The sequence below is a fragment of the Bartonella raoultii genome, from assembly GCF_019659805.1.
In the GTDB taxonomy this organism is placed as follows: domain Bacteria; phylum Pseudomonadota; class Alphaproteobacteria; order Rhizobiales; family Rhizobiaceae; genus Bartonella; species Bartonella raoultii.
In genome coordinates this window covers 130225-156211 of sequence record NZ_JAIFRO010000004.1, presented here as the reverse complement: position 1 = coordinate 156211, position 25987 = coordinate 130225, and the positions used below count along the sequence as shown (strand labels likewise).

General features: G+C 37.6%; 24 protein-coding genes. 12 read left to right on the top strand and 12 right to left on the bottom strand.

Translation table 11 applies throughout. The annotated features are described in order from the left end of the window. Positions 1 to 215: 215 nt before the first annotated feature. Positions 216 to 4904, bottom strand: coding sequence for an NAD-glutamate dehydrogenase (locus K3248_RS05025; protein ID WP_220717305.1), 4689 nt, complete (start codon positions 4902 to 4904; stop codon positions 216 to 218). A 240-nt stretch (positions 4905 to 5144) separates the two neighbouring features. Between K3248_RS05025 and K3248_RS05020 the strand changes: the two genes are divergently transcribed. The 4 genes from K3248_RS05020 to rpsP all read left to right on the top strand — a co-directional run bounded on the left by K3248_RS05020 (position 5145) and on the right by rpsP (position 8335). Then, positions 5145 to 5801: a carbonic anhydrase gene (locus K3248_RS05020; RefSeq protein WP_220717304.1), complete on the top strand. Its 657-nt coding sequence runs from the start codon at positions 5145 to 5147 to the stop codon at positions 5799 to 5801. A gap of 228 nt (positions 5802 to 6029) precedes the next feature. Continuing rightward, positions 6030 to 7598, top strand: a complete 1569-nt coding sequence (gene ffh / locus K3248_RS05015) for a signal recognition particle protein (RefSeq protein WP_220717303.1) — start codon at positions 6030 to 6032, stop codon at positions 7596 to 7598. Between the two features lie 22 nt (positions 7599 to 7620). Next, positions 7621 to 7950, top strand: a complete 330-nt coding sequence (locus K3248_RS05010; protein WP_220717302.1) for a chorismate mutase — start codon at positions 7621 to 7623, stop codon at positions 7948 to 7950. A 16-nt stretch (positions 7951 to 7966) separates the two neighbouring features. Continuing rightward, the gene (rpsP, locus tag K3248_RS05005) at positions 7967 to 8335 is read left to right on the top strand and encodes a 30S ribosomal protein S16 (protein WP_220717301.1); all 369 of its coding nucleotides are present in this window, start codon (positions 7967 to 7969) and stop codon (positions 8333 to 8335) included. Between the two features lie 137 nt (positions 8336 to 8472). Here rpsP and K3248_RS05000 read toward each other — a convergent pair whose 3' ends face one another. After that, positions 8473 to 8688, bottom strand: coding sequence for a DUF1674 domain-containing protein (locus K3248_RS05000; RefSeq protein ID WP_220717300.1), 216 nt, complete (start codon positions 8686 to 8688; stop codon positions 8473 to 8475). Positions 8689 to 8771: 83 nt separating this feature from the next. On the opposite strand from K3248_RS05000, the gene htpX reads away from it, so the two are divergent. The 5 genes from htpX to K3248_RS04975 all read left to right on the top strand — a co-directional run bounded on the left by htpX (position 8772) and on the right by K3248_RS04975 (position 15447). Further along, on the top strand, positions 8772 to 9839 hold the full coding sequence (gene htpX, locus K3248_RS04995) for a zinc metalloprotease HtpX (protein ID WP_220717299.1): 1068 nt from the start codon (positions 8772 to 8774) through the stop codon (positions 9837 to 9839). A gap of 32 nt (positions 9840 to 9871) precedes the next feature. Continuing rightward, complete coding sequence (locus tag K3248_RS04990; RefSeq protein ID WP_220717298.1) at positions 9872 to 11239, top strand: RsmB/NOP family class I SAM-dependent RNA methyltransferase; 1368 nt, start codon at positions 9872 to 9874, stop codon at positions 11237 to 11239. Between the two features lie 47 nt (positions 11240 to 11286). Continuing rightward, positions 11287 to 13011, top strand: coding sequence for a heparinase II/III family protein (locus tag K3248_RS04985; protein ID WP_220717297.1), 1725 nt, complete (start codon positions 11287 to 11289; stop codon positions 13009 to 13011). 243 nt (positions 13012 to 13254) lie between these two features. Continuing rightward, positions 13255 to 14871, top strand: a complete 1617-nt coding sequence (purH, locus tag K3248_RS04980; protein ID WP_220717296.1) for a bifunctional phosphoribosylaminoimidazolecarboxamide formyltransferase/IMP cyclohydrolase — start codon at positions 13255 to 13257, stop codon at positions 14869 to 14871. 423 nt (positions 14872 to 15294) lie between these two features. Beyond that, entirely contained in the window at positions 15295 to 15447 is a 153-nt protein-coding gene (locus K3248_RS04975) for a DUF1127 domain-containing protein (RefSeq protein ID WP_220717295.1), read from the top strand. 285 nt (positions 15448 to 15732) lie between these two features. On the opposite strand, the gene K3248_RS04970 is transcribed toward K3248_RS04975, so the two are convergent. Next, the gene (locus K3248_RS04970) at positions 15733 to 16518 is read right to left on the bottom strand and encodes an SURF1 family protein (RefSeq protein ID WP_220717294.1); all 786 of its coding nucleotides are present in this window, start codon (positions 16516 to 16518) and stop codon (positions 15733 to 15735) included. Positions 16519 to 16796: 278 nt separating this feature from the next. On the opposite strand from K3248_RS04970, the gene rpmB reads away from it, so the two are divergent. Beyond that, positions 16797 to 17102 (top strand): 50S ribosomal protein L28, encoded by a 306-nt coding sequence (rpmB, locus tag K3248_RS04965; RefSeq protein ID WP_220717293.1) that lies wholly within the window; start codon positions 16797 to 16799, stop codon positions 17100 to 17102. Between the two features lie 99 nt (positions 17103 to 17201). Then, a complete protein-coding gene (locus tag K3248_RS04960) occupies positions 17202 to 17891 on the top strand; it encodes a VUT family protein (RefSeq protein ID WP_220717292.1) in 690 nt (229 codons plus the stop codon). Here K3248_RS04960 and K3248_RS09165 read toward each other — a convergent pair. The 7 genes from K3248_RS09165 to K3248_RS04925 all read right to left on the bottom strand — a co-directional run bounded on the left by K3248_RS09165 (position 17853) and on the right by K3248_RS04925 (position 23336). After that, positions 17853 to 18122: a DNA polymerase gene (locus K3248_RS09165; protein ID WP_371875514.1), complete on the bottom strand. Its 270-nt coding sequence runs from the start codon at positions 18120 to 18122 to the stop codon at positions 17853 to 17855. The genes K3248_RS04960 and K3248_RS09165 overlap by 39 nt on opposite strands. A gap of 30 nt (positions 18123 to 18152) precedes the next feature. Next, complete coding sequence (locus K3248_RS04950) at positions 18153 to 18506, bottom strand: hypothetical protein (protein ID WP_220717366.1); 354 nt, start codon at positions 18504 to 18506, stop codon at positions 18153 to 18155. 37 nt (positions 18507 to 18543) lie between these two features. After that, complete coding sequence (locus tag K3248_RS04945; RefSeq protein ID WP_220717290.1) at positions 18544 to 18816, bottom strand: hypothetical protein; 273 nt, start codon at positions 18814 to 18816, stop codon at positions 18544 to 18546. 234 nt (positions 18817 to 19050) lie between these two features. Further along, positions 19051 to 19401, bottom strand: a complete 351-nt coding sequence (locus tag K3248_RS04940; protein WP_220717289.1) for a hypothetical protein — start codon at positions 19399 to 19401, stop codon at positions 19051 to 19053. A gap of 220 nt (positions 19402 to 19621) precedes the next feature. Further along, positions 19622 to 21523 (bottom strand): cobaltochelatase subunit CobT, encoded by a 1902-nt coding sequence (gene cobT / locus K3248_RS04935; protein ID WP_220717288.1) that lies wholly within the window; start codon positions 21521 to 21523, stop codon positions 19622 to 19624. Positions 21524 to 21538: 15 nt separating this feature from the next. After that, positions 21539 to 22525, bottom strand: a complete 987-nt coding sequence (gene cobS / locus K3248_RS04930; RefSeq protein ID WP_220717287.1) for a cobaltochelatase subunit CobS — start codon at positions 22523 to 22525, stop codon at positions 21539 to 21541. 190 nt (positions 22526 to 22715) lie between these two features. After that, a complete protein-coding gene (locus K3248_RS04925) occupies positions 22716 to 23336 on the bottom strand; it encodes a J domain-containing protein (protein WP_220717286.1) in 621 nt (206 codons plus the stop codon). Positions 23337 to 23481: 145 nt separating this feature from the next. On the opposite strand from K3248_RS04925, the gene K3248_RS04920 reads away from it, so the two are divergent. Next, complete coding sequence (locus K3248_RS04920; protein ID WP_220717285.1) at positions 23482 to 23760, top strand: BolA family protein; 279 nt, start codon at positions 23482 to 23484, stop codon at positions 23758 to 23760. Between the two features lie 349 nt (positions 23761 to 24109). On the opposite strand, the gene K3248_RS04915 is transcribed toward K3248_RS04920, so the two are convergent. Continuing rightward, positions 24110 to 25078 (bottom strand): tyrosine recombinase XerC, encoded by a 969-nt coding sequence (locus K3248_RS04915; RefSeq protein WP_220717284.1) that lies wholly within the window; start codon positions 25076 to 25078, stop codon positions 24110 to 24112. 6 nt (positions 25079 to 25084) lie between these two features. Next, positions 25085 to 25918, bottom strand: a complete 834-nt coding sequence (locus K3248_RS04910; RefSeq protein ID WP_220717283.1) for a SapC family protein — start codon at positions 25916 to 25918, stop codon at positions 25085 to 25087. Between the last annotated feature and the right edge of the window lie 69 nt (positions 25919 to 25987).

Here is a 25987-nt window from a genome sequence, read left to right as displayed (position 1 = left end):
AATCTACCCCTCAGTATGCAAAGCTTCTTATAGCTTTTGTCTCTTGTATAAGTCGATATTCTTTTCCTTTTGAACATTTTGTCCAAAAATGTAAATGCTTCATTATGTGGATGACTCTTCTTGTATTTTTCATTGCTTACCCCATAATGGAGTAAGCAATAAGAAATTTTAAAAATTTGGAACTTTATTCTGCTTTAAGCTTGAAAAACTAGATTTTAAAGTTTTGAAATCAACCCTGCTGCAAAAGTAAAACGAGAAATATTGAGATCATTTTCAATAAGAGCACCAATACGGTTCGTTATATTATGAATTTGATCTTCTTTTGGTTTTATCCAAGCAGCAAATGGATCTTTTTGTGCGCCATGGTTTTTTAGAATTTTTATAACAATTTCCCGTAAACTTTCGACAATATTTTCTTTAGCTTGGTTTAAGGCCATACTATCGTAATAATCAAGGATAGGAATTGTCCGGCTTGCTTCATAAATGCGGTTTACACGAAGGATTTGAGTCAATGAAAAATAAATCTCTGCCGTTTTAATCAGATCGCTGTCGCTTTGTTTTGCAATTAAGGCAATATCACAAATTATGGGAGAAGCTTCCAAGAGAGCCAATTGTTTTGCTAAAGCTTCTGGAGCACCTTCTTCACGATAGTGTGTTGTTTTCTCCTTAATTTTTTGATTAATGTCTTTATCATTTGAATGTGTGAGTTGTTTTTCAATCAGAGTGCGGGCTTGTTTGATTGTTTTGACAACTTCTGCTAATGCAACAGAAAAATTCATATTGTACAAAGCCCAATGGGTTGTTTCAAAAAGCATTGAAGTAATTGCGGCATAGAATTTATTTTGCGTAGAACCTGGTATTTTATTATCAAGATTATCAATTTGATCAGATAATTGGGGAATTTCAAAACCGTCACGAACAGCAATAAAAGCGCGAATAATATTTTCAACCTTTTGTTCTTTTGCATCTTGTAGTCGATTAACAAAAGTTGGTCCTCCACGGTTGACAATATCATTTGCAATAAGCGTTGCGATAATATTACGACGCAACTGGTGGTTAATGATCTCCTGCTCAAACTTTTCTTGAATTTGGGTTGGAAAATAATGCAACAAAGTTGTGTTGAAATAATCATCATCAACGATGGGATTATGGGCAATTTCCTCTTTGAGGGTTAATTTAGCATAGGCTAAAATAACAGCAAGTTCTGGACGCACAAGGCCCTGTCCTTGGGTTCTTCTTTTTTGCAACGTTTGCTCATCAGGAAGAACTTCAACTCTACGATCGAGAAGCTTTTTTTGCTCTAAATCATGCATAAATCGTATTTGATAAGGCAAATCAACAGCGCTTTGGCTTTCTGCGAGAGAAAGAGCAAGTGGTTGTAAATAATTATTACGTAGTACAAGCTGTTCAACTTGAGGGGTCATTGTTTTCAGGAGTTGATTGCGTGCTTCACGGGTAAGTGTTTTGGCCCGAAGGGCTGATGCAAGAACAATTTTAAGATTGACTTCAATATCTGAACAATTCACTCCAGCAGAATTATCGATCGCGTCCGTATTGCATCGTCCACCGTTTAAGACATATTCAATTCGGCCACGTTGTGTAACACCAAGATTAGCACCTTCACCAATAATTTTAGCGCGTACTTGTTGACCAGTAATGCGAAGTGCATCATTGGCACGATCACCAACTTGAGCATCGGTTTCTGTTGCAGATCGGATATAGGTGCCAATACCACCAAACCATAAAAGATCAACTGGTGCTTTAAGAATTGCAGAGATAATTTCAAAGGGCGTTCCTGTTTTCTTTTCAAAACCAATAGCTTGTGCTGCTTCAGGTGAAAGAGTAATGGTTTTTTCTTTACGTGAAAAGATGCCTCCACCCTTTGATAATTTTTGCAGATCATAATCTTGCCAACTGGAACGCGGAAGTTGAAAAAGACGCATGCGTTCTGCATAGCTTTCGGCTATATTGGGATTTGGATCGATAAAGATATCGCGGTGATCAAAAGCAGCGATCAATTGTGTTTGTTTGGAAAGGAGCATTCCATTTCCAAAAACATCACCTGACATATCACCAACGCCCACACAGGTGAAAGGTGTTGTTTGAATATCGCGATGGAAAGATTCTCGAAAATGTCTTTTTACTGCTTCCCATGCACCTTTGGCTGTAATTCCAATGGCTTTATGGTCATAACCTGCGGATCCCCCAGAGGCAAAAGCATCATCGAGCCAAAAATGATTTTCTTGGCTAAGAGTATTGGCTGTATCAGAGAAGGTCGCTGTACCTTTATCTGCAGCAACAACAAAATAAGGGTCATGGTCATCATGACAGATGACATCATGGGGAGCATTTATTTTACCATTAACCAAATTATCGGTAATGGAAAGCAATGCTGTGATGAAGTCAATATACGCTTGTCGTGCTGCTTCTATTATGACAGCACGATCATTGGTTTGAGGAAGTCGATGAGGATAAAAGCCTCCTTTTGCGCCTACAGGGACAATAACGGCATTTTTAACCTGTTGCGCTTTGACCAGACTGAGTATTTCGGTGCGGTAATCTAAGGCGCGGTCAGACCAACGAATTCCGCCGCGGGCAATAGGACCAAAACGCAAATGAACCCCTTCAACTTCTGGGCCGTAAACAAAAATTTCTCGATAAGGACGTGGTTCAGGTAAACCTTCAATTTTGCGTGGATCCAATTTGGTTGCTAAAATACGCCTTGGACTTCCATTTTTAAGAGGCGTAAAGGCGTTGGTTCGTAAACTTGCCTCGATCAGATTACGATAACGACGTAAAATGAGATCATCATCTAAACCTGATACTTTTTGTAACTTTTCTTCAATACGCTGCTGAATAATTGGTTGATTTGTTTCTCGTTCTTTTTTTGTATGGCTTTGATGAAATTTTAAATGAAATAAAGCATAAAGATCTTGGGTAATATCAGGATAAGCATTTAAAGTTTGAGCAACACGATCTTGTGAATAAGGAATGCCAGCTTGTTGGAGGTAGCGTCCATAATGGCGTAAAATAACAATTTTATGCCAATCAAGTTCTGCTGTTTGGGTTAAAGCGTTAAAGGCATCGTTATCTGCATTTTGTGCCCAAATAGCTTCAAATGTTTCAGCATATTTTTGAGCATTTTTGTCAAAATCAATCTGGAGTTGAAAGGCACTTTCCAGTTGCATATCATGAAGATATACAGAGTGTCCATTGTCATCTGGTAATTTAAGTGTTTGTTCAGCAATAACGCGAAATCCCATATTTTCAAGGAGAGGAACGCGCTTGGAAAGAGCGAGTGCTTCATGGCGATGAAAGAGCCGGAGAGAAATGATGTTTCGTTCTTTATTGTGTGCATGATAAAATGTTACAAAAAGAGGCTTGTTGTCATGAAGACTTAAAATATGTCCTGCATCTTCAATGGCCTCTTCAACGGAAAACAAATCACGGTAGCTAATAGGGAATTGGCTTGCCAAATGCATTTGTTTATTTGTTACTTTACGGGTAAGGGCAATTTCTTCAACACTATCTTCCCAGCTGCGTGCTATAGAACGTACATTTTGTTCAAGTATGCTACGCTCGATAAAAGGAGCAGTCTCGCTTCCTTTGCGATGAATAATATAATAAACGCGTGTGAGTGTACTTTCTAAAAACAGTGGATAGGATTCAAAAAAATCACCTTTGTAGAGTTCAACGAAATATTCACCGATTTTTTCGCGAATAGTGCTGCTGTATTGGTTACGAGGAATATAGACAAGAATAGAAACAAAGCGTTCAAAAGAATCTGTATGTGCCAGTACGCGTAAACGTGGTCGCTCATCTAATTGCATGATGAGTTTAGCGTTTTCTGTTAAGGTATCAACGCTGGAACGGAACATTTCATCTCTTGGATAGGTTTCTAAAACACTAATAAGGGCTTTTCCAGAGTAATCAGTGCGATTATATCCAAGGCGTTGAATGATAGTTTGGGCTTTTTCTTTCAAGAAAGGAATTTGTAAAATAGAACGTGTGTAGGCAGAAGAAGTAAATAATCCAACAATACGCAACTCCCCACAAAGGGTTCCTTCTTTATCAAAGATTTTAAGGCCAATATAGTCAAGCCAAACAGAGCGATGAACTTTTGAACGACTATTGGCTTTCGTTACAATGAGTAGGTTATCACTTTCCATAAAGGAGAGAACTTCTTGGGGGGGCTCTTCCACTCGAGAATCACCAATAATACGCACAGAGTTATCGGTGAGAATACCAAGTTCGACGTTACTAGCTGTAAAGGATTTTATGGGTTTTTTATTTTTAATAAAATCATAAGTGCGCATACCAAGGAAGATGAAATTTTCATCCATTAACCAGTTAAGAAAAGCAATGGCTTTTTCACCTTCTTTTTTGTAATGTGCAGGAAGATTGGTTTGATAGGCATGGATATGCTTTTCAACTTCTTGAAGCATAGGTTTCCAATCTTGTACAGCAGCATTGACCTGTTCAAAAACTAAAGTAAGTTCTTTGTTGAGGCTTTGTATTTGTTGCTCGTTTAATGACTCAATATGGATTTGCATCAGACTGATGCGTTGTCCAGAAGCACAATCAAGGACTGGATGGGCAATTAAATAAATACGGTTTTTATGCTGGTTAAAGATATTTAAAATGGAATCGAGAAGAAAAGGTTTATTATCGTTAACGAGGGTAATAACTGTTATAGGTTTGTTATTGCGGGTTAAGTTTTGAGCAAAGCAAATGGTGCTTTTGCCTGCTTTATGGAGGTTAAATGCTTCAATAGCGGTGGTTGTCGCTTTTTGGAGTTCTTCGTCCTTATAGCAATTGATATCTTCTTTATCAGTATGAGCAAAAAGGATTTGTTCTATTTCATCTTGATTGCTTTTTTTTTCTGATGTTTTTTCCTGTAACACAATAGTTTTCCCTTTTATTTTTATGTTTTCTTGAAGACTTTTTCTCATCGGAGAAGATCATTATATCATTTTGAGCAGTGTAGCACCTTCTCTCTAAAGAGAATAGTTTTTTATTAGGAGAGGATAAAGTTATTTCTTTTGCTTTTAAAGAAATTCTTCGTGTTTATGAGGAGACATTTTAGTATTTTTGTATGTTAATAGTTTTTTTTAAAAAAAGAGCAAATTGAAAGTAAGTAGAAAATGACACTTTTGCCAGAAAGACTGTTAAACGGTTACAAATCCTTTATAAAAAATCACTTTTTACATAAAACAGCACATTATCAACAATTGGCCCTTAAAGGGCAAAAGCCTGAAGTTCTGGTCATTGCTTGTTGTGATTCGCGCGCGGTACCAGAAACAATTTTTGATGCTAAACCAGGGGAAATTTTTACGCTACGTAATGTAGCGAATTTGGTTCCTCCTTTTTCTCCTGATAACCAACACCATGCAACATCAGCGGCTCTTGAATATGCTGTACAGTTGCTTAAAGTAAAACACATTGTTGTTTTTGGTCATGCGCATTGTGGGGGAGTAAGTACTGCTCTTGAATGGGGACACAAGTCTTTAGAGTCACATGATTTTATTGGTCCGTGGATCAATCTTTTAACGTTTGCAGCCAAAACAGTTATGGACAATAAATCCTTGACACTGTCAGAACAGCACACTGCATTAGAACAACTTTCTATTTATCATTCATTAAAAAATTTAGAGACATTTCCGTGGATCAAGGCGCGAATAGAGCAGAATCTTTTGACATTACATGGTGTTTGGTTTGATATTTCAAGCGGTGCGTTGTGGAGTATGGAACAGAAAACAGGGCGTTTTATACCTATTGAGGTTGAGAATTTTGAGGTATAATATTTTCTGGTTTTTCTCCATTGAAAAAGTTATTATATGATAAACCTTGACAAAGATGGGGTTTTATTGTTTGAAAGAGCAAGCTTTCAGTGACAAAATTAACTTGGAGCCACCGACTGAGACCCCAGTTGAAAGGGTATAAAGAGATCTCAGAGGTCAACACCCGACGGCGCGATGCGTTCTCGGGTGCCATTTTGGTTTGTGTGTTAGGTAGCAATGAGGTAGAGAATGTTTGAATCCTTGCAAGAGCGACTTGGCTCTATCCTGTCCCATTTAACAGGGCGTGGTGCTTTGTCGGATCAGGATGTTGCAGAAGCCCTGCGTGAAATTCGTCGTGCTTTATTAGAAGCCGATGTTGCGCTTGATGTTGTGCGCTCTTTTATCGATAGGGTTCGTGAAAAAGCTGTCGGAGCCGAAATTGTTAAATCCATTAAACCAGGTCAAATGGTTGTGAAAATTGTTCATGATGAACTGGTGCATATCCTCGGAAATGAACAAGCTCTCAGTGATTTGAATGCTCCAGCACCTGTTGTTATGATGATGATTGGTTTGCAAGGTTCGGGGAAAACAACAACAACAGCTAAACTTGCAAAGCGTTTAACGGATAAGAACAATAAAAAAGTTCTCATGGCGTCATTAGATACACGCCGTCCAGCCGCGCAGGAACAACTACGTCAATTGGGAGAACAGGCAAAATTGGCAAGTTTGCCTATTATTGCGGGGCAATCTCCCGTCGATATTGCATCACGTGCTGTGCAAGCAGCAAAATTGGGTGGCTATGATGTGCTGATTCTTGATACGGCAGGGCGTAACCATATTGATGAAGCTTTGATGCTTGAATTGGCTGAAATTAAAGCCTGCTCTCTCCCTTATGAAATTATGCTGGTTGCTGATAGTTTAACGGGTCAAGATGCTGTTCATCTTGCACGTTCTTTTGATGAACGTGTCGGAATTACAGGAATTATTTTAACACGGATGGATAGTGATGGACGTGGTGGTGCTGCTCTTTCTATGCGTGCTGTTACGGGTAAGCCTATTAAGGCAATTGGAACCGGTGAAAAAATAGAGGCGCTGGAAGAATTTTATCCTCGTCGGATTGCAGATCGTATTCTTGGAATGGGTGATATTGTTTCTTTGGTGGAAAAAGCTGCTGAAACGATGGATCATGAAAAAGCTGCTGCTTTTGCAAAAAAAATGCAGGCTGGAAAATTTGATCTCAATGATCTTGCAGAACAATTACAAAAAATGAAAAAACTTGGTGGTATGGGCGGTATTATGGGTATGTTGCCAGGTTTGGGAAAGGTTAAAGACCAAATTGCTGCTGCTGGTCTTGATGATCGTTTATTTGATCGTCAATTGGCTATTATTTCCTCTATGACACCTCTAGAGCGTGCCAATCCAGAAATTTTAAAACATAGCCGTAAACAACGAATCGCTAAAGGATCTGGTACAAATGCTGCGGATATTAATAAACTTTTGAAAATGCATCGCCAAATGGCGGATATGGTGAAAGCTATGGGGGGAAAAGGAAAAAGCTCTGTGATGGGAAAAATGTTCGGTAGTCTTGGTTCTAAATTGGGCTTAGGAGGTATGGGAACATCTAAGGCAGATGCTGGAGCAATACCGGATTTATCGAAGTTTGATCCAAAGCAACTTTCAATGCTTCAAAAGCAAATTGAAAGCGATCGTGGAGGAAGTGTTTTACCTGGGCTTCCTAGAGGCGGCGTTTCCTTTCCTGGGCTTTCCAGTGATTCTGCTGAGAGGGGAAATTTTCCTCAGCATCCTAAGAAAAAGTAAGAGATAAAGCGGGAAAAATGTGATGCAGGAAGAAATATTGCAAGAATTAACATATTTACGCAAATCAATTGATAACTTTGATGCAGCGTTAATTCATATTTTAGCAGAGCGTTTTCGCTGTACAAAAGCCGTAGGACATTTAAAAGCCCGTTATGCGTTACCAACTGTTGATCCTCTGCGTGAAAAAAATCAGATCGCTCGTTTGCGGCAATTAGCTGTCGATAGTCATGTCGATCCAGATTTTACTGAAAAACTTTTAAAATTTATCATTAAAGAAGTTGTGCGGCATCATGAAGAGGTTGCTGAGGAGTATAAAACAAAGAAAATTAATGTAAACGAAAGCCAGAATTGACAATAGGAGAAAAAATATGGCACTAAAAATTCGTTTGTCCCGTGGAGGTTCAAAAAAGCGTCCTTACTATCATATCGTTGTTGCGGATGTTCGTAGTCCGCGTGATGGACGGTTTCTTGAGCGTGTTGGCGCATGGGACCCTATGTTGCCTAAAGATGGACCACGTGTAAAACTTCATGAAGAACGTATTCAATATTGGCTTGGTCAGGGTGCACAGCCAACAGATCGTGTTTTGCGCTTTTTAGATGCAGCTGGCTTAAAAAAACGTCCAACCCGCAATAATCCACAAAAAGGGCAACCAGGAAAAAAAGCACAAGAACGTATAGCGGCGGAAAAGCAAGCAGCTGAAGAAGCGGCTGCTGCCCAAGCAGAATCTGCGTCATGAGCATGAGAAGTAAGGCCCTTATTAAGACAAAACGGTGCCTTTAAAAGCTTATATATAAAAGAACAACGATTCTCTATTTGCGTCTTTTGAAAAAATTTCTCTTAAAAAGACGGATTATTTTAGTCGACAGTTGTCGACTAAAAATCAATAGCGCGGCCTTTAATTTCCCAATCACCATAGCGTGAAGGATCTTTGCCGCCGCGCCCACCATTTTCTAGTGGTTGTTCTTCTTTTTTTTCACATTTACGTCTTTCCGCGGCTTCATTGAGAGCACGTTGTGCTTCAGGTGAAAGAGGCCGTTGTTTGCTCAACATTATATTTTCTTTGCTTATTTTTTCATCTTTTTTATCCATTTTACACCTATTCCATTGAAGAAGCAGAAAACAAACCCCATCATATAATATTGTTTGTATTTTATCATGGAGTTTTTTGCGTAATGAATATAATGCGTACAGCCATGCTTTTGGCTTTTATGACTGCTCTTTTTATGGGAGTTGGTTATCTCGTTGGAGGGGGAAATGGTATGGTCATTGCACTTTTGCTAGCAAGTGCTCTCAATTTCTTTTCTTATTGGAATTCAGATAAAATCGTTTTACGTATGTATGGTGCTCGTGAAGTTGATCAACATTCATCACCAATTTATTATAAGATTGTAAGCGATCTTGCAAGAAAAGCTTCTCTTCCTCAACCTAAAGTTTATGTGATTGAAAGCGCACAGCCAAATGCTTTTGCGACAGGACGTAATCCGCAAAATGCAGCTGTTGCTGCAAGTACTGGATTATTAAAACAGTTAAGTCAAGAAGAAATTGCTGGTGTTATGGCGCATGAACTTGCGCATATCGAGCATCGTGATACGCTGACAATGACCCTGACCGCAACTATTGCAGGGGCAATTTCAATGCTTGGAAATTTTGCTTTTTTTATGGGAGGATCGCGTCATTCTTCAGAGAATTCACATGGTGCAGGAGCAATTGGAGGACTCATTGCCATGTTTGTGGCACCTTTTGCTGCAATGCTGGTGCAAATGGCAATTAGTCGCACACGTGAATATGCTGCTGATCGGAGAGGTGCTCAAATATGTGGAAATCCTTTATGGTTGGCTTCAGCATTGCATAAAATTGCAGGTGGGGGGAATGCAATATACAATGAACAGGCAGAGCATAACCCAGCAACAGCACACCTGTTTATTATTAACCCTTTGAATGGAGAAGGGGCTGATAGTCTTTTTTCTACGCATCCAGCGACTGCAAACCGTATTGCTGCTCTTCATAAACAAGCAGAAGAGATGAAAAGGGCAGAAGAGATAAACGGAATGCGTGCTAGAGCATCTGAATGGAATGAAAAAGATGACTTGCACGAAAAAAATAGAGAATTCATCTATGGAGCTTGGAAGCGTAATGGGGAAATTAATGCATCAGGTGAAAAGGAAAAACATGATTTTCAACATGCTACAAAACGTCCTTCTTGGCTTCGTTATGAAGATTCCAAAAAAACGCGTTCATAAAGCTTTTTAGAAAAAATTATAAGGGTATTGTTTTGAAACATAAAAAAGCGGCGACTGTTTTTCAAAAGAATGCTCCAGGATTTGCTGTTCGGCAGGTATGTGTTCGCCTTTTAGGAGCAGTGCTTGATAAAAAAACGTCGCTCTCTGGTTTGACGGACCATGAACATGGGCATCCACAATATTTAGAGCTTTCACACAGAGATCGTTTATTGTGTCGGGCTGTTTTAGGAGCAGCATTGCGCCATCGCGGACAGATTACAGAAGTTTTATCACGTTTTTTAACACGTCCTTTGCCTTCCCAAGCATTTTCTCTGCAGCATCTTCTGCATATCAGTGTTGCACAAATTCTTTATCTTGATATTCCTGATCATGCTGCCATTGATTTAGCAGTACGTGTGGCAAAAAGTGATCCTCGTATGCGTAGATTCTCAGGGGTGGTGAATGCTCTTTTACGTAATGTTGCACGTGAAGTGGTGTTTTTGCGCCAAAAAACGCCTAGCCTTGAAAATATTCCAACATGGTTTGGACAGCTTTTAGTTTCAAGCTATGGGCGTAAAAAGGCAAATAAAATTTTAGAGATGCAAAGTTTTGAACCACCCCTCGATATTACAGTTAAATCTGATAGTGTTGGATGGGCTGAGCAATTGGGAGGGGTTGTTTTACCCAATGGTTCTGTTCGATTAAGCCGTTTGGAGGGTTCTGTTTCTGATTTACCAGGTTATAAGCAAGGAGCTTGGTGGGTTCAAGATTTTGCTGCTGCATTGCCTGCTTGCTTGCTGGGAGAGATTCAAGGAAAACACGTTGCTGATCTTTGCGCAAGTCCTGGAGGAAAAACAGCACAATTGGCTTTACAAGGTGCGAAGGTAACAGCAGTTGATCTTTCTGTTAATCGATTAAAGCGTTTAAAAGAAAATATGGAGCGGTTAAATTTTACAGTTTCTACTTGTCAAGCAGATATAAGAAATTTTCATCCCATACAGCTCTTTGATGCTGTCCTTCTTGACGCTCCTTGTTCTTCTACAGGAACAATACGTCGTCACCCCGATGTTTTATGGACAAAATCAAAAGATGATGTCGTTAAATTAGCGGCATTGCAATATGATTTGCTTGTCGCTGCAATTGCTTTGGTAAAAAAAGGGGGCCGCCTTGTTTTTTCCAATTGTTCATTGGCAAAAGAAGAAGGTGAAGATCTTATTGAAAAAATTTTATCAGTACGTGATGATATTGTTTTAGAGCCTTTTTGTGTAGAAGAAATGGGTGCTATGGCGCATTTGCTTTCTGTTAAAGGCGTCTTGCGTACAACACCGGCAGATTTTTGTCAGGAAAATTTTGATGCTGAAAAAAATATCTTTTTAGGAATGGATGGTTTTTTTGCAGCACGTTTGCGAAAAGTGGCTTAATTAACGCTTCATTTACTCAAATCATTGAAATTATGCTCAGTTAAGGTATGAATGGAGATGAAATTGTGGCGGTTGCGGTAAATGGTTCTCAAGCAAAGGCAGAAGCTTTTGTTTATACGATGCACCAATTAATACGGCGTTTATCGATTGGACCGCTGTTTCATTGGCGATTTTCGGGATTTCGTCCTCATAAAATTTTAGCGCATCCCATTGATTTGCACTTAACTGATCCCAAGGTGGTGCATGAATTTTATCACGGTCGTTTTGCTTTTGCTGGATATACCGTTCATGCTGGTGCTGATTCTCCTTTTTCATTACTTCCACCAACGTCAGAATGGGAAGCTGCTCTTCATGATTTTCATTGGTTGCGCCATATGACAGCAGCAGAGAGTGATTTAGCTGCAGCACATGCGCGCGCGCTTTTAGAAGACTGGCTTGACCATAACGGCAAAAAAGTAAAGGGTCTTGCTTGGAGTAGCGATGTCGTCGCACGACGCTTGATTTCATGGATTTGTCATTCAAGAATGTTGTTGGAAGGAGCAAGTGAGCGGTTTGAAAAGCGTTTTTTACGTGCGCTTGGTTTGCAATTTCGTTATTTGCGTATCACGATTTCTAGCATGGAACACAATGCTCAACGGTTACAAGCAGCAATAGCCTTAACGCTTGCTTCTCTTGCTCTTCCTGTTTCTGCGTCCATGAAAAAAAAGGTGCAAACTTTTCTTATAGAAGAGCTCTCCTGTCAAATTTTGGTTGATGGTGGACATATTTCACGAAGCCCTCTTATTTTACTTAATTTATTAGCGGATTTATTGTCTTTACGTCATCTGTTTGTTCACAGCAGTGAAACAGCACCACGAATTCTTATCGATTCTGTTGAACGTATGTTACCCGCTTTGCGGTTTTTTATCCATGAAGATCAAACATTAGCGCATTTTAATGGGGTTGGACCACTTGTATCGCAACAATTATTAGCCCTTTTGGAACTGGATGAAACAGTGGGTCATCCTTTTAGTTATGCACGTTATTCAGGGTTTCAACGTTTAAAAGCCAATCAAACAACAGTGCTTGCAGATACAGGAAAGTTTCCACCGCATTTTGCTGCAGAGCATGCTTGTTCAGGATGTTTGTCTTTTGAAATGTCTTCACAAGGCAAACGTTTTATTATCAATATTGGTGTTGATCCTTATGGGCATGAAGAGTATCGACATTTTGGAAGGGTCACGGCCGCACATTCAACAGCTACAGTAAATGATTGTTCGGTTGGTGCTTTTCATAAAAAAAAGAATGGTACTTCTCTTTTACTGGGAGGGCCAACAGATGTTAAAGTACACCGTATAGAAGATGCAGAAAAGACGGGTTTTATTGCGCGTCATAATGGTTATGTACGTCATTTTAATCTTATCCATGAGCGTGGTCTTATTTTAGCAACAAATGGAGCAGTTATTGAGGGATTTGACCGTTTTTTTATGCCAAATGAGGGGCGGTTAAACAGACATAGAATCAGTCAAATGGAAAAAAATAATGTTGCTATTCGATTTCATCTCCATCCGCAGGTTGAGGTAAATTATGATGGTAACTGTGTACGTTTAACTGTTGAAGGCGAACAAGTATGGTCTTTTATATCGCCCGATACTGATATTTGTCTTGAAGATTCAATCGATTTTGCTGAACCTACAGGTCCGCAACGTACACAACAAATCGTTTTATATTTTCGTCCCGCATTTCAAGAAAAAGTACGTTGGCGTTTTGTGCGTCATTCCGTAAAGCAATAATGCATTTTTTTCACACCCGTTGAGCAGGTATTCGATTTGAATATTAATTTTCTTTTGTCATTTTACCATAAAATGCTCCGCAAAAGATTTTTTTAAGCAGTTTATAAGGAGAAAGAACGTTATTCTTTGTGTGTTAAAAGAAGCATTCTATCCTTGCTTGTATATTTTGATAAAAGCGTATGCTATGAATATATAAGCTGGTTTTGCTTGAATTTTAACTCTTTTATTTTTAGGGCTTTTATTATGGGTGTTGTTGCAAAAAATTTTCCCATACCTGATCTTCATCAGGTTCGTCGTGTTCTTCTTTCTGTTTCTGATAAAACGGGTTTGGTTGCATTTGCACAAACACTTCATACTTATGGTGCTGAATTGATTTCAACAGGAGGAACAGCCAAAACCTTAATAGAAGCAGGTTTACCAGTAAAAGATGTTGCTGAAATAACAGGGTTTCCAGAAATTATGGATGGACGTGTTAAAACACTTCATCCTTTGATTCATGGAGCGTTGTTAGGTGTAAGAGAAGATCCTAGCCATCAGCAAGCTATGGAAAAGCATGGTATTCATGGAATTGATCTTTTGGTGGTAAATCTTTATCCTTTTGAAGAAACTGTTCAATCAGGAGCTGATGGACAAACCATTCTTGAAAATATTGATATTGGTGGACCAGCCATGATTCGTGCTGCGGCAAAAAATCATGCCTATACTGGTGTTGTCACAACTGTGAGTGATTATGATGCAATTCTTGCTGAATTAAAAAAATATAGTGGATGTTTAAGTTTTTCTATGCGTTGTCAACTCGCAATGCGTGCTTATGCGCATACGGCTGCTTATGATGCTGCTATAGCAGCGTGGTTTGCGAAGGATTTAAAAATTGAAACACCAGAGTGGCAGAGTCTTTCTGGACATCTTGCAAGCGTGATGCGTTATGGGGAAAATCCGCATCAAAAAGCAGCATTTTATCGTAATAGTGAAAAACGCTTTGGGGTTGCAACAGCCGAACTTTTACAAGGGAAAGCACTCTCTTATAACAATATGAATGATACAGATGCAGCTTTCGAACTTGTGGCAGAATTTGATCCTAAAAAGACTGCTGCTGTTGCCTTGATTAAACATGCAAATCCTTGTGGTGTTGCAGAAGGGAACAGTTTGAAAGAGGCTTATTTGAAAGCTTTGATGTGTGATAATGTTTCAGCCTTTGGTGGTATTGTTGCATTAAATCAGCCTCTTGATGAAGAATGTGCAAAAGAGATCGTTAAAATCTTTACGGAAGTCATTATTGCTCCTGAAGCAACAATGGCTGCACGTGAAATTATCGCAAGCAAAAAAAATCTTCGTTTGCTCATAACAGGTGGTGTTCCTGATCCTCGTAGTGAAGGACTTTTTGCAAAGACACTGGCAGGAGGAATTTTAGTGCAGTCGCGTGATAATGTGGTGGTTGATGATCTTAAATTGCAAGTGGTAACAAAGCGGGCACCAAGTCAAGAAGAAATGCGTGATTTGCAATTTGCTTTTCGGGTAGCCAAACATGTTAAGTCAAATGCTATTGTTTATGCTAAAAATAGTGCTACTGTTGGAATTGGTGCAGGTCAAATGAGCCGTATCGATTCGGCTAAAATTGCTGCGCTTAAAGCACAAGAAAGTGCAACAAGAGCAGGGTTGGTGGAACCTCTCACAAAAGGATGTGTCGTTGCATCGGATGCGTTTTTTCCTTTTGCAGATGGTTTGTTGGCAGCTGCTCAAGCAGGTGCAACAGCTGTTATTCAACCGGGGGGATCAATCCGCGATGAAGAAGTCATTGCAGCAGCCGATGCAGAAGGACTCGCTATGGTATTTACAGGTGTACGGCATTTCCGCCATTAATCATTTTATGCTTGAGAGATAATCATTTCTCAACAATTTTGCACCAAGATTTATGGTAGAGAATCATCTTTTGTGTTTAGGGGCATATCGGCATCATTATGCTCTTTTAAATTCATGTTGTTTCTGCTCTTGGTATTTGAAGATAGTTTAAAAGAGGAAAGATTTTTCACTAAGAAAATGTATGATGTTTTTTCATTTTACATGTAAAATTTGTAAAAAAACTTATTGTATAGGGAATTTTAATATCATGCACATGCATATGCTTTCTTTATAAGTCAATGTATTCTTTCCTTAAGATAATTTTAAATCGCTTTTTTTATGTGATAAACACATGTCCGTTATGCAATTATAACACAACTCTTTTTTATTATTTACTCTATAATGCACCTTAGAGTGTAACAGTAACAGTTAAGAGTAAAAGAGATGAATATTCTGCGTTCTTATTATCATTGGCGGCGTTATCGTCGAACAGTAAAAGCATTAAGCCATCTTTCTACATATGAACTTAATGATATGGGTATTTGTCGTGGTAATATTGATTCAGTTGCGCGGCAATTTTCTCGTAAGCCTCTCTAAAATTTGTTTTTAAGTTCTTTTAGGATTTATTTTTAAGCCCGTAAAGAAAGGATGAGGTGATGCGTGCGTGTTGTTTTTATAAAAAAGAACTGCTGTAAAACATATTTTTCTTACGGGAATATATGCGGGTGCTTACGTGCTGTTGTTTTTGAAAAACAAAGAAGCAACTAAAATGCTCAATGTGTCGGTGTTTATGCATTAGTAGTTAGGAAGATGGGAAAGTTTTATGTATCTGTTTTTTACAGGGGGGGTGTTTCTAGATTTCAGACTGAGAGATGTACATTTTTAGTCTTTCTGTCTGATCAAAAAAAGAGAAGCCCCAAGAACACCGGCAGCTAAAATAAACCACGTAATGGCATAGACAAGATGGTTGTTGCGAAAATGAACAACAGTAAGACCCGCTATGGGAAGCTTTTCTTGAGGTGCTGTTTTTTTCCCAGCGTCAATGAAATAAGGAGCGACCGTGGAAAGGCCAAGTTTTTTTGCCATAGCAGGGAGATCTCGCGTATACCATAAATTCGTATCTGGATTGTTTTTACGTGGAAAAAAACCGTTTTTTTCACTCATGCGTAACAGACCTACAATGGTTGTTTGCTTTGCATCTGTATCAGAATGTTGCTGAGGAGAAGTGTTCCTATGCGGTTGCTCTAAGTTTTGGAAATCATGGCGTGTATCCATGGGAATAAACCCACGATTTATAAAAGTTAGCGTGTTATCAGCTGCTTTTAAAGGTGTTAAAACCCAATAGCCCGTGGTATCTTGTGCAACGGCGGTGACAAAAATATTCTTATTTGTCAACAATTTGCCTGTTATAATAACAGGGCGATATTCATCGTTTTCAAAAGTAACATGCTTCCATTTATCTTGCGTGGGTGCTTGAATAGGGGGTAAATGAATACGCTGATTGGCACTGGTGATAAGATTTGTTTTCCAGTTTAAGCGTTGTATTTGCCATACGCCTAACGCACTGAAGAGAAGAAAAAAAACAAAACATAAAATGCTAAATAAAAAAGAGGAAAAACGCGTGCTTTTGTGTTGAAGCTCTGTCATGGAGTGGTCTATTTTGCTCATGATGAACACTTCCTTTTATAAAGAGGATATGTTCTTTTAACATGGGAAATATTAAAACAAAACATTTTCTACGTTTTATTTATACAAAAAGGTAGAAAAATTGGTATATGGGGGATGTAAAAGGCGTTATAAAAGACTTGACCTTTTGGTGTTGACATCTTATTAGAAAAATACTCCCTCAGGAATGCTCGTTTAAGGGAATATTCTGCATATTTTGCATTCGTTCTTTTTAGCGGATTTTGGGATTTAAGAGTTTCTAGAGTTTAAAGGTGAAGTTTATGTCTCGTGCTTGCGAATTGACAGGAAAAGCGGTTCTATATGGCAACAATGTTAGTCATGCGAATAATAAAACTCGGCGGCGTTTTTTACCAAATCTTTGCAATGTGACATTGATTTCGGAAGTGTTACAGCAAAGTTATCGCTTGCGTATTTCTGCAAGTGCTTTGCGTTCTGTTGAGCACCGTGGTGGTCTCGATGGTTTTTTAATAAAAGCTGATGATAAAGAATTGTCACAACGTGCACGTTTGTTAAAACGTCAAATCGTTAAGAAAAAAGCTGAACAAAAGACCGAACAAGCAGCGTAATTGCTTTTTTACCCTAAACAAGGTTATCTGAGTGGAGGGTATGTTATTTTTGCTTTTTGATTAGTGTTTTTGATTGGTTCCATATCCCAGGTTAAAAAAATGTCTTCAAAACACGATCTTTTACTTGCATGGCAAAAGAGGAGATATATTGCTTTTTCTGTTCTTGCTATGTGTTGTACTGTGACTGCTTCTAATATTTTGGTTCAGTACCCTGTCTATTGGTTTGGTTTGAATGAATTATTGACTTATGGAGCTTTTACCTACCCGTTTGCTTTTCTGGTCAATGATTTAACCAATCGTTTTTATGGTCCCACTGCGGCGCGACGTGTGGTTTATGCTGGTTTTTTTGCTGGTATTTTTGTTTCTTGGATTTTGGCGACACCACGATTGGCAATTGCTTCTAGTTTAGCCTTTCTCTTTGGACAGCTCTTGGATATTGTTGTTTTTGCACCTTTACGGCGAAAAACATGGTGGAAAGCTCCTCTAGCTGCGGCGTTGGTTGGTTCGGCATTGGATACAGTTTTATTTTTTTCTCTTGCTTTTTCTAGTTTTTTTGCTTTTTTTGATCACATAACGCACTATCCGAATAGTTCCCTCATAGGGAATACCGTTTTAGGGGCGATTGAGATTCCAGTTTGGCTCTCGTTGGCCTTTGGCGATTTTTCGGTAAAAATTGTAATGAGTTTGTTTATGTTGATTCCTTATGGAACAATTCTGAGCATTTTGAAACTTCCCCTTTATCAAAACTTTTCAAAAGATAAGGCTTCTCTTGCTTCTCATCACAAATAATATGCTTTCCTCTGTTTCAATTTTTCCTGTTACATATATCGGTTTTTCAATTGGCAATGGATTTAACATTATTGCGGGATACATACTATTAACATCATAAACTTCAATTTCTTTTTTAATGAGACTATCTTGATTTTTGTTTAAAAAACAGAAGCCTCCTTTATAAGCTGGTCTTAATAATTGATCATCTTGTAAATCTAACGGAGGTATCAAATATTTACTTTTTAAGATTTTATTAAAATTTTTTTCAATTATCTTTTCCTATATAGATTTAGCATCTGATGCTAATGTCATTTTTTGATTACCAAATTTAAATCTTTCTTTTAATGCGAGAGCTAATCCAATGGAGTCATTTAAACAATAATCAATATCTTTTTCCTTGATAATGACATCATCGATATTTTTAAAAAGAGGTGTTTCACCTTTTTTTAAATCTGTAAAAGTTTCCATTATATTTTTTAGAGATGTTGAGAATAAAGGTAATGAATCTATTAAATTAATTTTTTTGTAACCAAATGAAAGTGTTGATTTTAAAATTTTGTCATTTGGCATGATAAAATCTTTAAATTTAGGTACAATTGAATTTTCTTTATTAAAGTGACACCATGATCTCATAATTGCATAATCGTAACTAAGATTATGAGCATAAAATTTAGAATTTTTTTCTTATTTTTCTAGCGAACTTTTTAATTTCTTCGTCATATTCATTAATTCTAAATTTGATAATTTCTGTATCCTTTAATAAGTCAGATAAGGCTTGTATAACAGAATTTATAATGGATGTTTTATCCTCACCAATTTGAAATTGAATGTAAAAATCAGGAATTGAAAATCCCTTTTTGTAAAGATAAAAGGACATATGAGGACCTTGCTCTTTAATCCACTTTCCTAATTCAGGAATTCCACATAATTTTGCAATATCCATAAAAGTTTTGTGATATTTTAAGCTAAATCCTTTTAAATCACTTTCTTTGAAGAAATTTTTTTCTGATTTTAATTTTTTTAATTTTGAAATTGAATATGTAAGATCTGCTAAGTTTTTTTGAACAGAATCTGGTAAATTATCATATTTTTTGTAAAGATCTTTTTTTCTAATATATTTTTTTCAGTATATCTGAAATTATTTGATCTTTTACTTTTAAAAAGTTTTTTGTAAATGTTACTTTTTTGTCTTCACTAAATATGACATTTTTTTTAACATTTTTAAATATTTGTTGAAGATTTCAAGTTGTTTAGTTGTTTCAGGATATGCGTTAAATTGAAAAGCATTATGAGGAATTTTTTCGTTAAAGTTTAAAGCGAGAATGGCAAAATTTTCTTTTTTTTGTAAAAACTTCTTTTTCTCTTGCCATTTTTTAAGTTCTCTGCTCATTTTCTTAACATTCTTAGTCGTAACGGGTACACTAGGATTAAATTCATCCATAGTTTCAATACCTAATGTTGTACTAAGATGTGAATTGGCATATTTAATACGTCTTTTTAGGCTAGTTAGTTCACTTTTTTTGGACATTGCTTATTTCCAATGTTTATTTTTAAAATCCGGCGACTAAAATGGATTTTAGAGAACGACTGATTAATTCAGTGGTTTTCTTTTTTCAAATATATTTATCTAAATCTGTTTGAGGTTTTTCAATTCCTGTTCCATGAATTTTCATGATGTAATATGATTTGTTATTTGATTTTGCTTCTTTTTGTTTTCAGTAATTCAATGCATAGAATGTTATTTTTTCTCAAAAATACTGATGTGGGGAAAGTTTTTGGTTGCTGAAAAGCATGGCTAATTGTTTTGTGATGGCATCGGCAAGTTCTTCAGCATTCATAATTGTGACAGCGTGTTGGTAATAACGTGTGACGTCATGGCCAATGCCAATGGCAATAAGCTCTATAGGTGAATGTGTTTGAATTTCTTGAATCACTGTACGTAGATGTTTTTCTAAATAATTGCTGGAGTTAACAGATAATGTCGAATCATCCACGGGTGCTCCATCAGAAATTACCATGAGAATGCGACGGTGTTCACGCCGTAATAAAAGACGTTGATGCGCCCAAATGAGTGCTTCACCATCGATGTTTTCTTTTAATAACCCTTCTTGCATCATCAAACCTAAATTGCGTCGTGCTCGACGCCATGGTGTATCAGCACTTTTATAGATGATATGACACAAATCATTAAGGCGTCCTGGATGATTGGGCTTATTTTGGGCAAGCCATTGTTCACGTGATTTTCCTCCTTTCCATCTTTTGGTCGTAAAGCCTAAAATTTCAACTTTTACACCGCAGCGTTCAAGAGTTTGCGTCAAAATATCTGCACAACTTGCAGCAACGGTGATTGGACGCCCGCGCATTGAACCTGAATTGTCAATGAGTAGTGAAACCACTGTATCGCGGAATTGGGTAGGGCTTTCCATTTTGTATGAGAGTGGTTGGAGAGGATCAATGATAAGACGTGAAAGCCGCGCTGTATCGAGATATCCTTCTTCAAGATCAAAATTCCAATTGCGATTTTGTTGTGCCATTAAACGGCGTTGGAGCCGGTTTGCTAAACGTCCAACAATGCTTTGAAGATGACAGATTTGTTTATCAAGATAATGGCGTAACTGATCTAATTCGTTTTCAGAACACAAATCTGTTGCTTCTAAAGTTTCATCAAATTGACGCGTGAAAATTTTATAGTCAGCAAGTCTTCCCATTTGTTCTGAAAGAGAAGAAAGACACTTGGATTTGCTCATTTTTTCTTGCAAAGGGCTTTTTTTGTACTCTTCTTCAGTTTGGTCTTTGTCATTTGCTTGTGTTGCTTGCGTTTTTCCCTTGCCTTGCGTATCACTTTCTTGGTCAGTGTTTGTTTGTTCTTCACTTTTTTTGTGATTTTTATTTTTGCTTTCTTCTTCTGTCGGGTTTTGAGGTTCCCATTCGTTTTTTAAGTTTTTATTATTTTCATTCTCAGAAGTTTCTGTTTGTTGGACGGCCATTTCTAGGGCAACAAGCATGTGACGAACAATCTGTGCAAATCTTTGTTGATTATGAATATGATGCGTGAGTTCAGTAAGTTGTGTGGAGGCTTTTTGTTCGATTTCTTGACGCCATAACTCCAATACAGCTCCAGCCTCTTTTGGGGGAGGGCGCTGTGTTATCTTTTCGCGTAATAAAAGTGCCATTGCTTCTTGTATGGGGGCTTCATTTTGGCTATTTATCCTTTGATAATGCGCTCTTGCATATTTATCAGCCAGCATGATATCAAGATTATGTGCAATGCCTTCCATGGTTAATGTACCGATTGCTTCGACACGCGTTTGTTCAAGAGCGTCAAATATAGCGCGCGCTTCTGATTCTACAGGGGCAAATTGCATATGAATACGGTTATTATGCAATGCTTTGCGTAAAGCCATAGAATCGCCTAATCCGCGGGTAATGCTGATATCTTTATGTGTTGGTTGTTGTGATAATTCCGGTAAATGTGCATAGTTTTCTTTTAAGGATGGTCTGTTATGACTAAAGCAAACTTCAAGCTTAGATGTACCAGCAATTGCACGCATACAGGTGGAAAGCGCTTTTTTAAAAACTTTTCCATCAAGCTTGTTGTTGGGAGAATTGTTTGTTTGACTTTTGCTGTTATTACTTGTTTTCACAGCCATAATTGATAGATCCCTTTACGGTAAAACACCATAAATGCATGATTCAGGAATCTCTTCTCCAAAGGCACGTTGGTAAAATTCTGCAACAGTGCTACGTTCGAGTTCATCACATTTATTGAGAAAAGTTAAGCGAAACGCAAAACCAATATTTTGAAAAATTTTTGCATTTTCTGCCCAAGTTATAACAGTACGCGGGCTCATTACTGTTGAAAGATCTCCATTAATAAAAGACTGACGTACCATGTCAGCAACATGGACCATTTGTGAAATTGTCTTTTTTCCTTCTTGTGTTTGGAAAGATTTGACCTTTGAACAAATGATATCAACTTCTTTATCATGGGGTAAATAATTTAATATTGTGACAATAGACCAACGGTCCATTTGTGCTTGATTAATTTGTTGTGTACCATGATAAAGCCCTGTTGTATCACCAAGACCAATTGTGTTGGCGGTTGCAAAGAGACGAAATGCTGGGTGAGGAACAATAACACGGCTTTGATCTAGCAAACTCAATCGTCCAGAAGCTTCAAGAACCCGTTGGATGACAAACATAACATCGGGGCGGCCTGCATCATATTCATCGAAAACAAGAGCAATATTGTTTTGATACGCCCATGGCAAAATCCCTTCTTTAAATTCTGTGATTTGTAAGCCATCTTTTAAAACGATAGCATCCTTTCCTATTAAGTCGATACGGCTGACATGACTGTCGAGATTAATGCGAAGACAAGGCCAGTTAAGACGTGCAGCAACTTGTTCTATATGGGTTGATTTCCCTGTTCCATGATAACCGGAAATCATCACACGACGGTTGAATGCAAAACCTGCTAAAATCGCTAAAGTTGTCTGTTTATCAAAAAGGTAATCAGGGTCTTTTTCTGGAACATGGGGACTTGACAGACTAAAAGCAGGTACCTGCATATCTGTATCAATATGAAACAAATCGCGTGCACAAAGGGTAATGTCAGGCATATTTTCTACAGTAGGACTTATTTTTGTCATTGCTTTTCTGAAAGGGAAGGGATGCTATTCATTTTCACTCATTAAAATGACGATACAAGAGTTAGAGCACTTATGCAATGCCCTATAATGCGAGGCTTAGATAGGAAAGAGGATTTTTACTCTTTACTTTTACTGTTTTGTGCACATGATGCAGTATTTAAGAAAAACCAATTTATAAAAGCATATGTTCCTAGCACAAGCCAGATTTTTTTAATAAATTATAGGCGTTTAAAACATCACGAAAACGTTCTTCTGAAGAACGATTTCCACCATTGGAATCAGGATGATGTTTTTTTACTAATTCTTTATATCTCATTTTGATATCTTCAGCAGAAGCATTTGCTTGTAGCCCCAATGTATCAAAAGCTTTAGCTTCTAAGGGTTTTAATTTTCTTGAAAAATGATTGGCTGAATGGCGTTGCGTAAAAAGTGAAAATGGATCGCGTATACGATTTTGATAGGCTGCTGTACCAGAGCGAATTTTTGCATAATTGGCAGCTGTTTTTTTTGATTCTCCATTGCTAAAATCTGTAGGCCATGTTGGGCGGTGTCCTGTAAGAGCATCCTTTTGAAATTTAGCAATGTCTTTATCACTAAGACCAGAAAAATAATTAAAATTTTTATTGTAAGCACGCACATGATCAATGCAAAAATAGAGATATTGCCCTTCATGATTTCGACCTGCTGGTGCTTTATGAGAACCTGTTTTCTCACAACCTTCCCATTGACACTGTTGCGTTTCTAACTCAGCCTTTTGCTTTTTATTTGCGCTGATGCGAATTGAATCGAATAATTTAGATGTTGTTTTCATATCTTTGATTTATGCAAAATCAATCAATTTGACAAGAATTGACTTTTGAAAAATTTATTTTCACACTCATTTGGTCATGAAAAAGATGCATTATATAGCCATGAAAGAACAGTATAGCACTGTTCGTTTTGTGAAGGAACAAAAAATGTCTACAACAGTTCAAACAGTGATTCAGATGAAGCTCCAAGATGCTTTCCATCCACAGAAACTTGAGGTGATTAATGAGAGTCATCTCCATGAGGGGCATCCTCATGATGAGCATGCTTTTGATGGTAAAGGGGAAACACATTTTCGGATAAAAATTTTGTCTTCTTCTTTTGCAGGCATGACGCGTGTGGAAATACATCGAGCAATTTATCACGTTTTAAAAGAAGAGCTTGCAACCTGTGTACATGCTTTGGCACTTGAAGTGGAATCTGTTTAACATCTTTCTTTGTGCAAATAAACTTGAATGTTTTCAAAGCTTTGGTTGCTAAGGGGGATGTCGCGTGGAAAAGCGCTAGAATGATATTGGCTAAAAAGCATACAAGAAATTGCTTATAGGGGTGTGATAGGCTGCTATATGAAAATAGGTTTGTTTTTTCCTTTTCCATTCTGTTGATTTATAGAGTGAGTGGGGGATGTTTGAAAGGCTATTTTCTTTAAAATTTTTATAAATAAGGCCTATGATAACTGTGGTTCGTATAAAAAACAGTTTTCAACTTTTTGATACTAAAAAAGTTTCTGTTTTTTCATAACCTTTCTGTTGTGCGTTTCATTTTGATTGTCTTGCTTTAAGAACGAGGATGGGCTTTTTTATAAATTTCTAATAAATAATCTGTATCCACATGAGTATAGGCTTGAGTCGTAGAAAGACTAGCATGTCCAAGGAGTTCTTGAATGGTACGCAAATCACCTCCTCGTGATAAAAGATGGGTGGCAAAAGAGTGACGCAGTGTATGAGGCGTAACAGTTTCTGGTAAACCAAGGCTTACACGCAAATTTCGTACAGTTCGTTGAATAATAGCGGGCTGTAAAACACCCCCGCGTGCACCGCGGAACATAGGTTGATGATCTTCTAAAGGATAGGGGCAGCATTTGAGATAGTTTTGTACAGTTTCATAAACAACTTTTATGAGGGGAATAAGGCGTGTTTTTCCTCCTTTTCCTGTTATGAATAAACTGTTTTTTTCTGGATCAGAAAATTGTGCGGGTGTAAGGCTTAAAGCTTCTGATATCCGCATTCCACAGCCATAAAGAAGCATTAAGACAGCCGCATTTCGTACAATGATCCATGGTTCATTTTCTTGTTGATTTTCTTGTTTAACGATATGAAGTGCCGATTTTATCGCCAAAGGCTTTGGAAGTGACTTTGGTTGTTTTGGAGTACGGATAAGTTTTGCAACAGAGATGTGAACGATTCCTTCACGTGATAAGTAGCGAAAAAAAGAACGCAAACCGGCTATTGCCCGACTTAAAGAGCGAGCGCTTATATCGTATATGCGGCGATGAGCAAGATAAGCACGTAAATCCATCACCCGTAAATGGGCAAGATCATGAAACGTTGGTTCATGTCCTAAATGTTGACAAAGAAAAGACAAAAATTGTCGTGTATCACGTTCATAGGCCTGCACTGTTCGTGTTGCCATACGACGTGTTTTTGTAAGACACTCTAACCAATCTTTCCGCGCTGTTAAAACAGCAGGATCTGCTGGTATAAGAAAAACGTTTTTGTCTTTTCTTTTGTCGTTTTTTATAGGCATCCTAATCTAATTTATTGTTTCTTTCTTTTTCATTTTTTCATCATTGAAGTGACCATTCTTGTTTGCGAGCTGATTTTGAGGTTGCTCTTCGTGATTGGCCGTTTGTGTTTCACCTTTTAAGGAAAGTATTTTTAAAAGATTGTGTGTTGACATTAAATGCGCAAAAATCAACCCTAGGAAGCCATTTTTGTGAAGCTTAGACAGTTGGCTTGCAGAGAGTTTATTGAATTTTTCTTCATCAACAACCCAGAAATGTTCCAATTGTGCTGAAAGCCCTTGGTCATTTTTTACATTGATTGATTTTTGGCTGAGAAGATCCATTTCCACAAGAGTATCGATAAATTCAGAGGTTTTTTCCATAGCAATTTTAAAGCTTTCAAGAAAGCGAATACGTTCTTCCATAAAGGGAGAAATAGATCCATCGGAATTAAAGAGCTCTGTGCCTGCAACTTCATTAAACATACCTGATTGTTGATCAAAACAAACAGAAAGTTCCTTTTCATTTTTAAATTGTGCAAGAACAAAAGGGTAGCGGCGGACAAAAGCAGGAACATATGTATTTTTTTTCCAGCTTTTATCAGAAACAATATAGATATTTTCGTCGTTAGAAATACCAACAAGGGCAGCAGATGTATAATGCTTTTTCTTTTGTTCATCTTCTGCGCACATAAATAAAATCGGATAGTCTAGTGCTGCTTGAAAATATTCACTACTTGCTAAAGGAACCCAGTGGGTATCTTTGGCAAAGGACATATCATTGGGAGGGGCAAATTTTAGTTTTTTATGAGAAACTTTGTTGATTGGGGTAATATCTTTGTAAAAGAGCATAACATTTGCCATAAGACTTCTCCTTTTTATTCATTTGCTTTTGTTACCAAGAAAAGTCTTTTGGAAAGAATTTTAATATGG

Excerpts from the sequence above, each read along its gene's own strand:
- K3248_RS05020 (WP_220717304.1), top strand. The coding sequence starts at position 5,145 with ATGACACTTTTGCCAGAAAGACTGTTAAACGGTTACAAATCCTTTATA.
- ffh (WP_220717303.1), top strand. The coding sequence starts at position 6,030 with ATGTTTGAATCCTTGCAAGAGCGACTTGGCTCTATCCTGTCCCATTTA.
- K3248_RS05010 (WP_220717302.1), top strand. The coding sequence starts at position 7,621 with ATGCAGGAAGAAATATTGCAAGAATTAACATATTTACGCAAATCAATT.
- rpsP (WP_220717301.1), top strand. The coding sequence starts at position 7,967 with ATGGCACTAAAAATTCGTTTGTCCCGTGGAGGTTCAAAAAAGCGTCCT.
- K3248_RS05000 (WP_220717300.1), bottom strand. The coding sequence starts at position 8,688 with ATGGATAAAAAAGATGAAAAAATAAGCAAAGAAAATATAATGTTGAGC.
- htpX (WP_220717299.1), top strand. The coding sequence starts at position 8,772 with ATGAATATAATGCGTACAGCCATGCTTTTGGCTTTTATGACTGCTCTT.
- K3248_RS04985 (WP_220717297.1), top strand. The coding sequence starts at position 11,287 with ATGAATGGAGATGAAATTGTGGCGGTTGCGGTAAATGGTTCTCAAGCA.
- purH (WP_220717296.1), top strand. The coding sequence starts at position 13,255 with ATGGGTGTTGTTGCAAAAAATTTTCCCATACCTGATCTTCATCAGGTT.
- K3248_RS04975 (WP_220717295.1), top strand. The coding sequence starts at position 15,295 with ATGAATATTCTGCGTTCTTATTATCATTGGCGGCGTTATCGTCGAACA.
- K3248_RS04970 (WP_220717294.1), bottom strand. The coding sequence starts at position 16,518 with ATGAGCAAAATAGACCACTCCATGACAGAGCTTCAACACAAAAGCACG.
- rpmB (WP_220717293.1), top strand. The coding sequence starts at position 16,797 with ATGTCTCGTGCTTGCGAATTGACAGGAAAAGCGGTTCTATATGGCAAC.
- K3248_RS04960 (WP_220717292.1), top strand. The coding sequence starts at position 17,202 with ATGTCTTCAAAACACGATCTTTTACTTGCATGGCAAAAGAGGAGATAT.
- K3248_RS04950 (WP_220717366.1), bottom strand. The coding sequence starts at position 18,506 with ATGAGATCATGGTGTCACTTTAATAAAGAAAATTCAATTGTACCTAAA.
- K3248_RS04945 (WP_220717290.1), bottom strand. The coding sequence starts at position 18,816 with ATGGATATTGCAAAATTATGTGGAATTCCTGAATTAGGAAAGTGGATT.
- K3248_RS04940 (WP_220717289.1), bottom strand. The coding sequence starts at position 19,401 with ATGTCCAAAAAAAGTGAACTAACTAGCCTAAAAAGACGTATTAAATAT.
- cobT (WP_220717288.1), bottom strand. The coding sequence starts at position 21,523 with ATGGCTGTGAAAACAAGTAATAACAGCAAAAGTCAAACAAACAATTCT.
- cobS (WP_220717287.1), bottom strand. The coding sequence starts at position 22,525 with ATGACAAAAATAAGTCCTACTGTAGAAAATATGCCTGACATTACCCTT.
- K3248_RS04925 (WP_220717286.1), bottom strand. The coding sequence starts at position 23,336 with ATGAAAACAACATCTAAATTATTCGATTCAATTCGCATCAGCGCAAAT.
- K3248_RS04920 (WP_220717285.1), top strand. The coding sequence starts at position 23,482 with ATGTCTACAACAGTTCAAACAGTGATTCAGATGAAGCTCCAAGATGCT.
- K3248_RS04915 (WP_220717284.1), bottom strand. The coding sequence starts at position 25,078 with ATGCCTATAAAAAACGACAAAAGAAAAGACAAAAACGTTTTTCTTATA.
- K3248_RS04910 (WP_220717283.1), bottom strand. The coding sequence starts at position 25,918 with ATGGCAAATGTTATGCTCTTTTACAAAGATATTACCCCAATCAACAAA.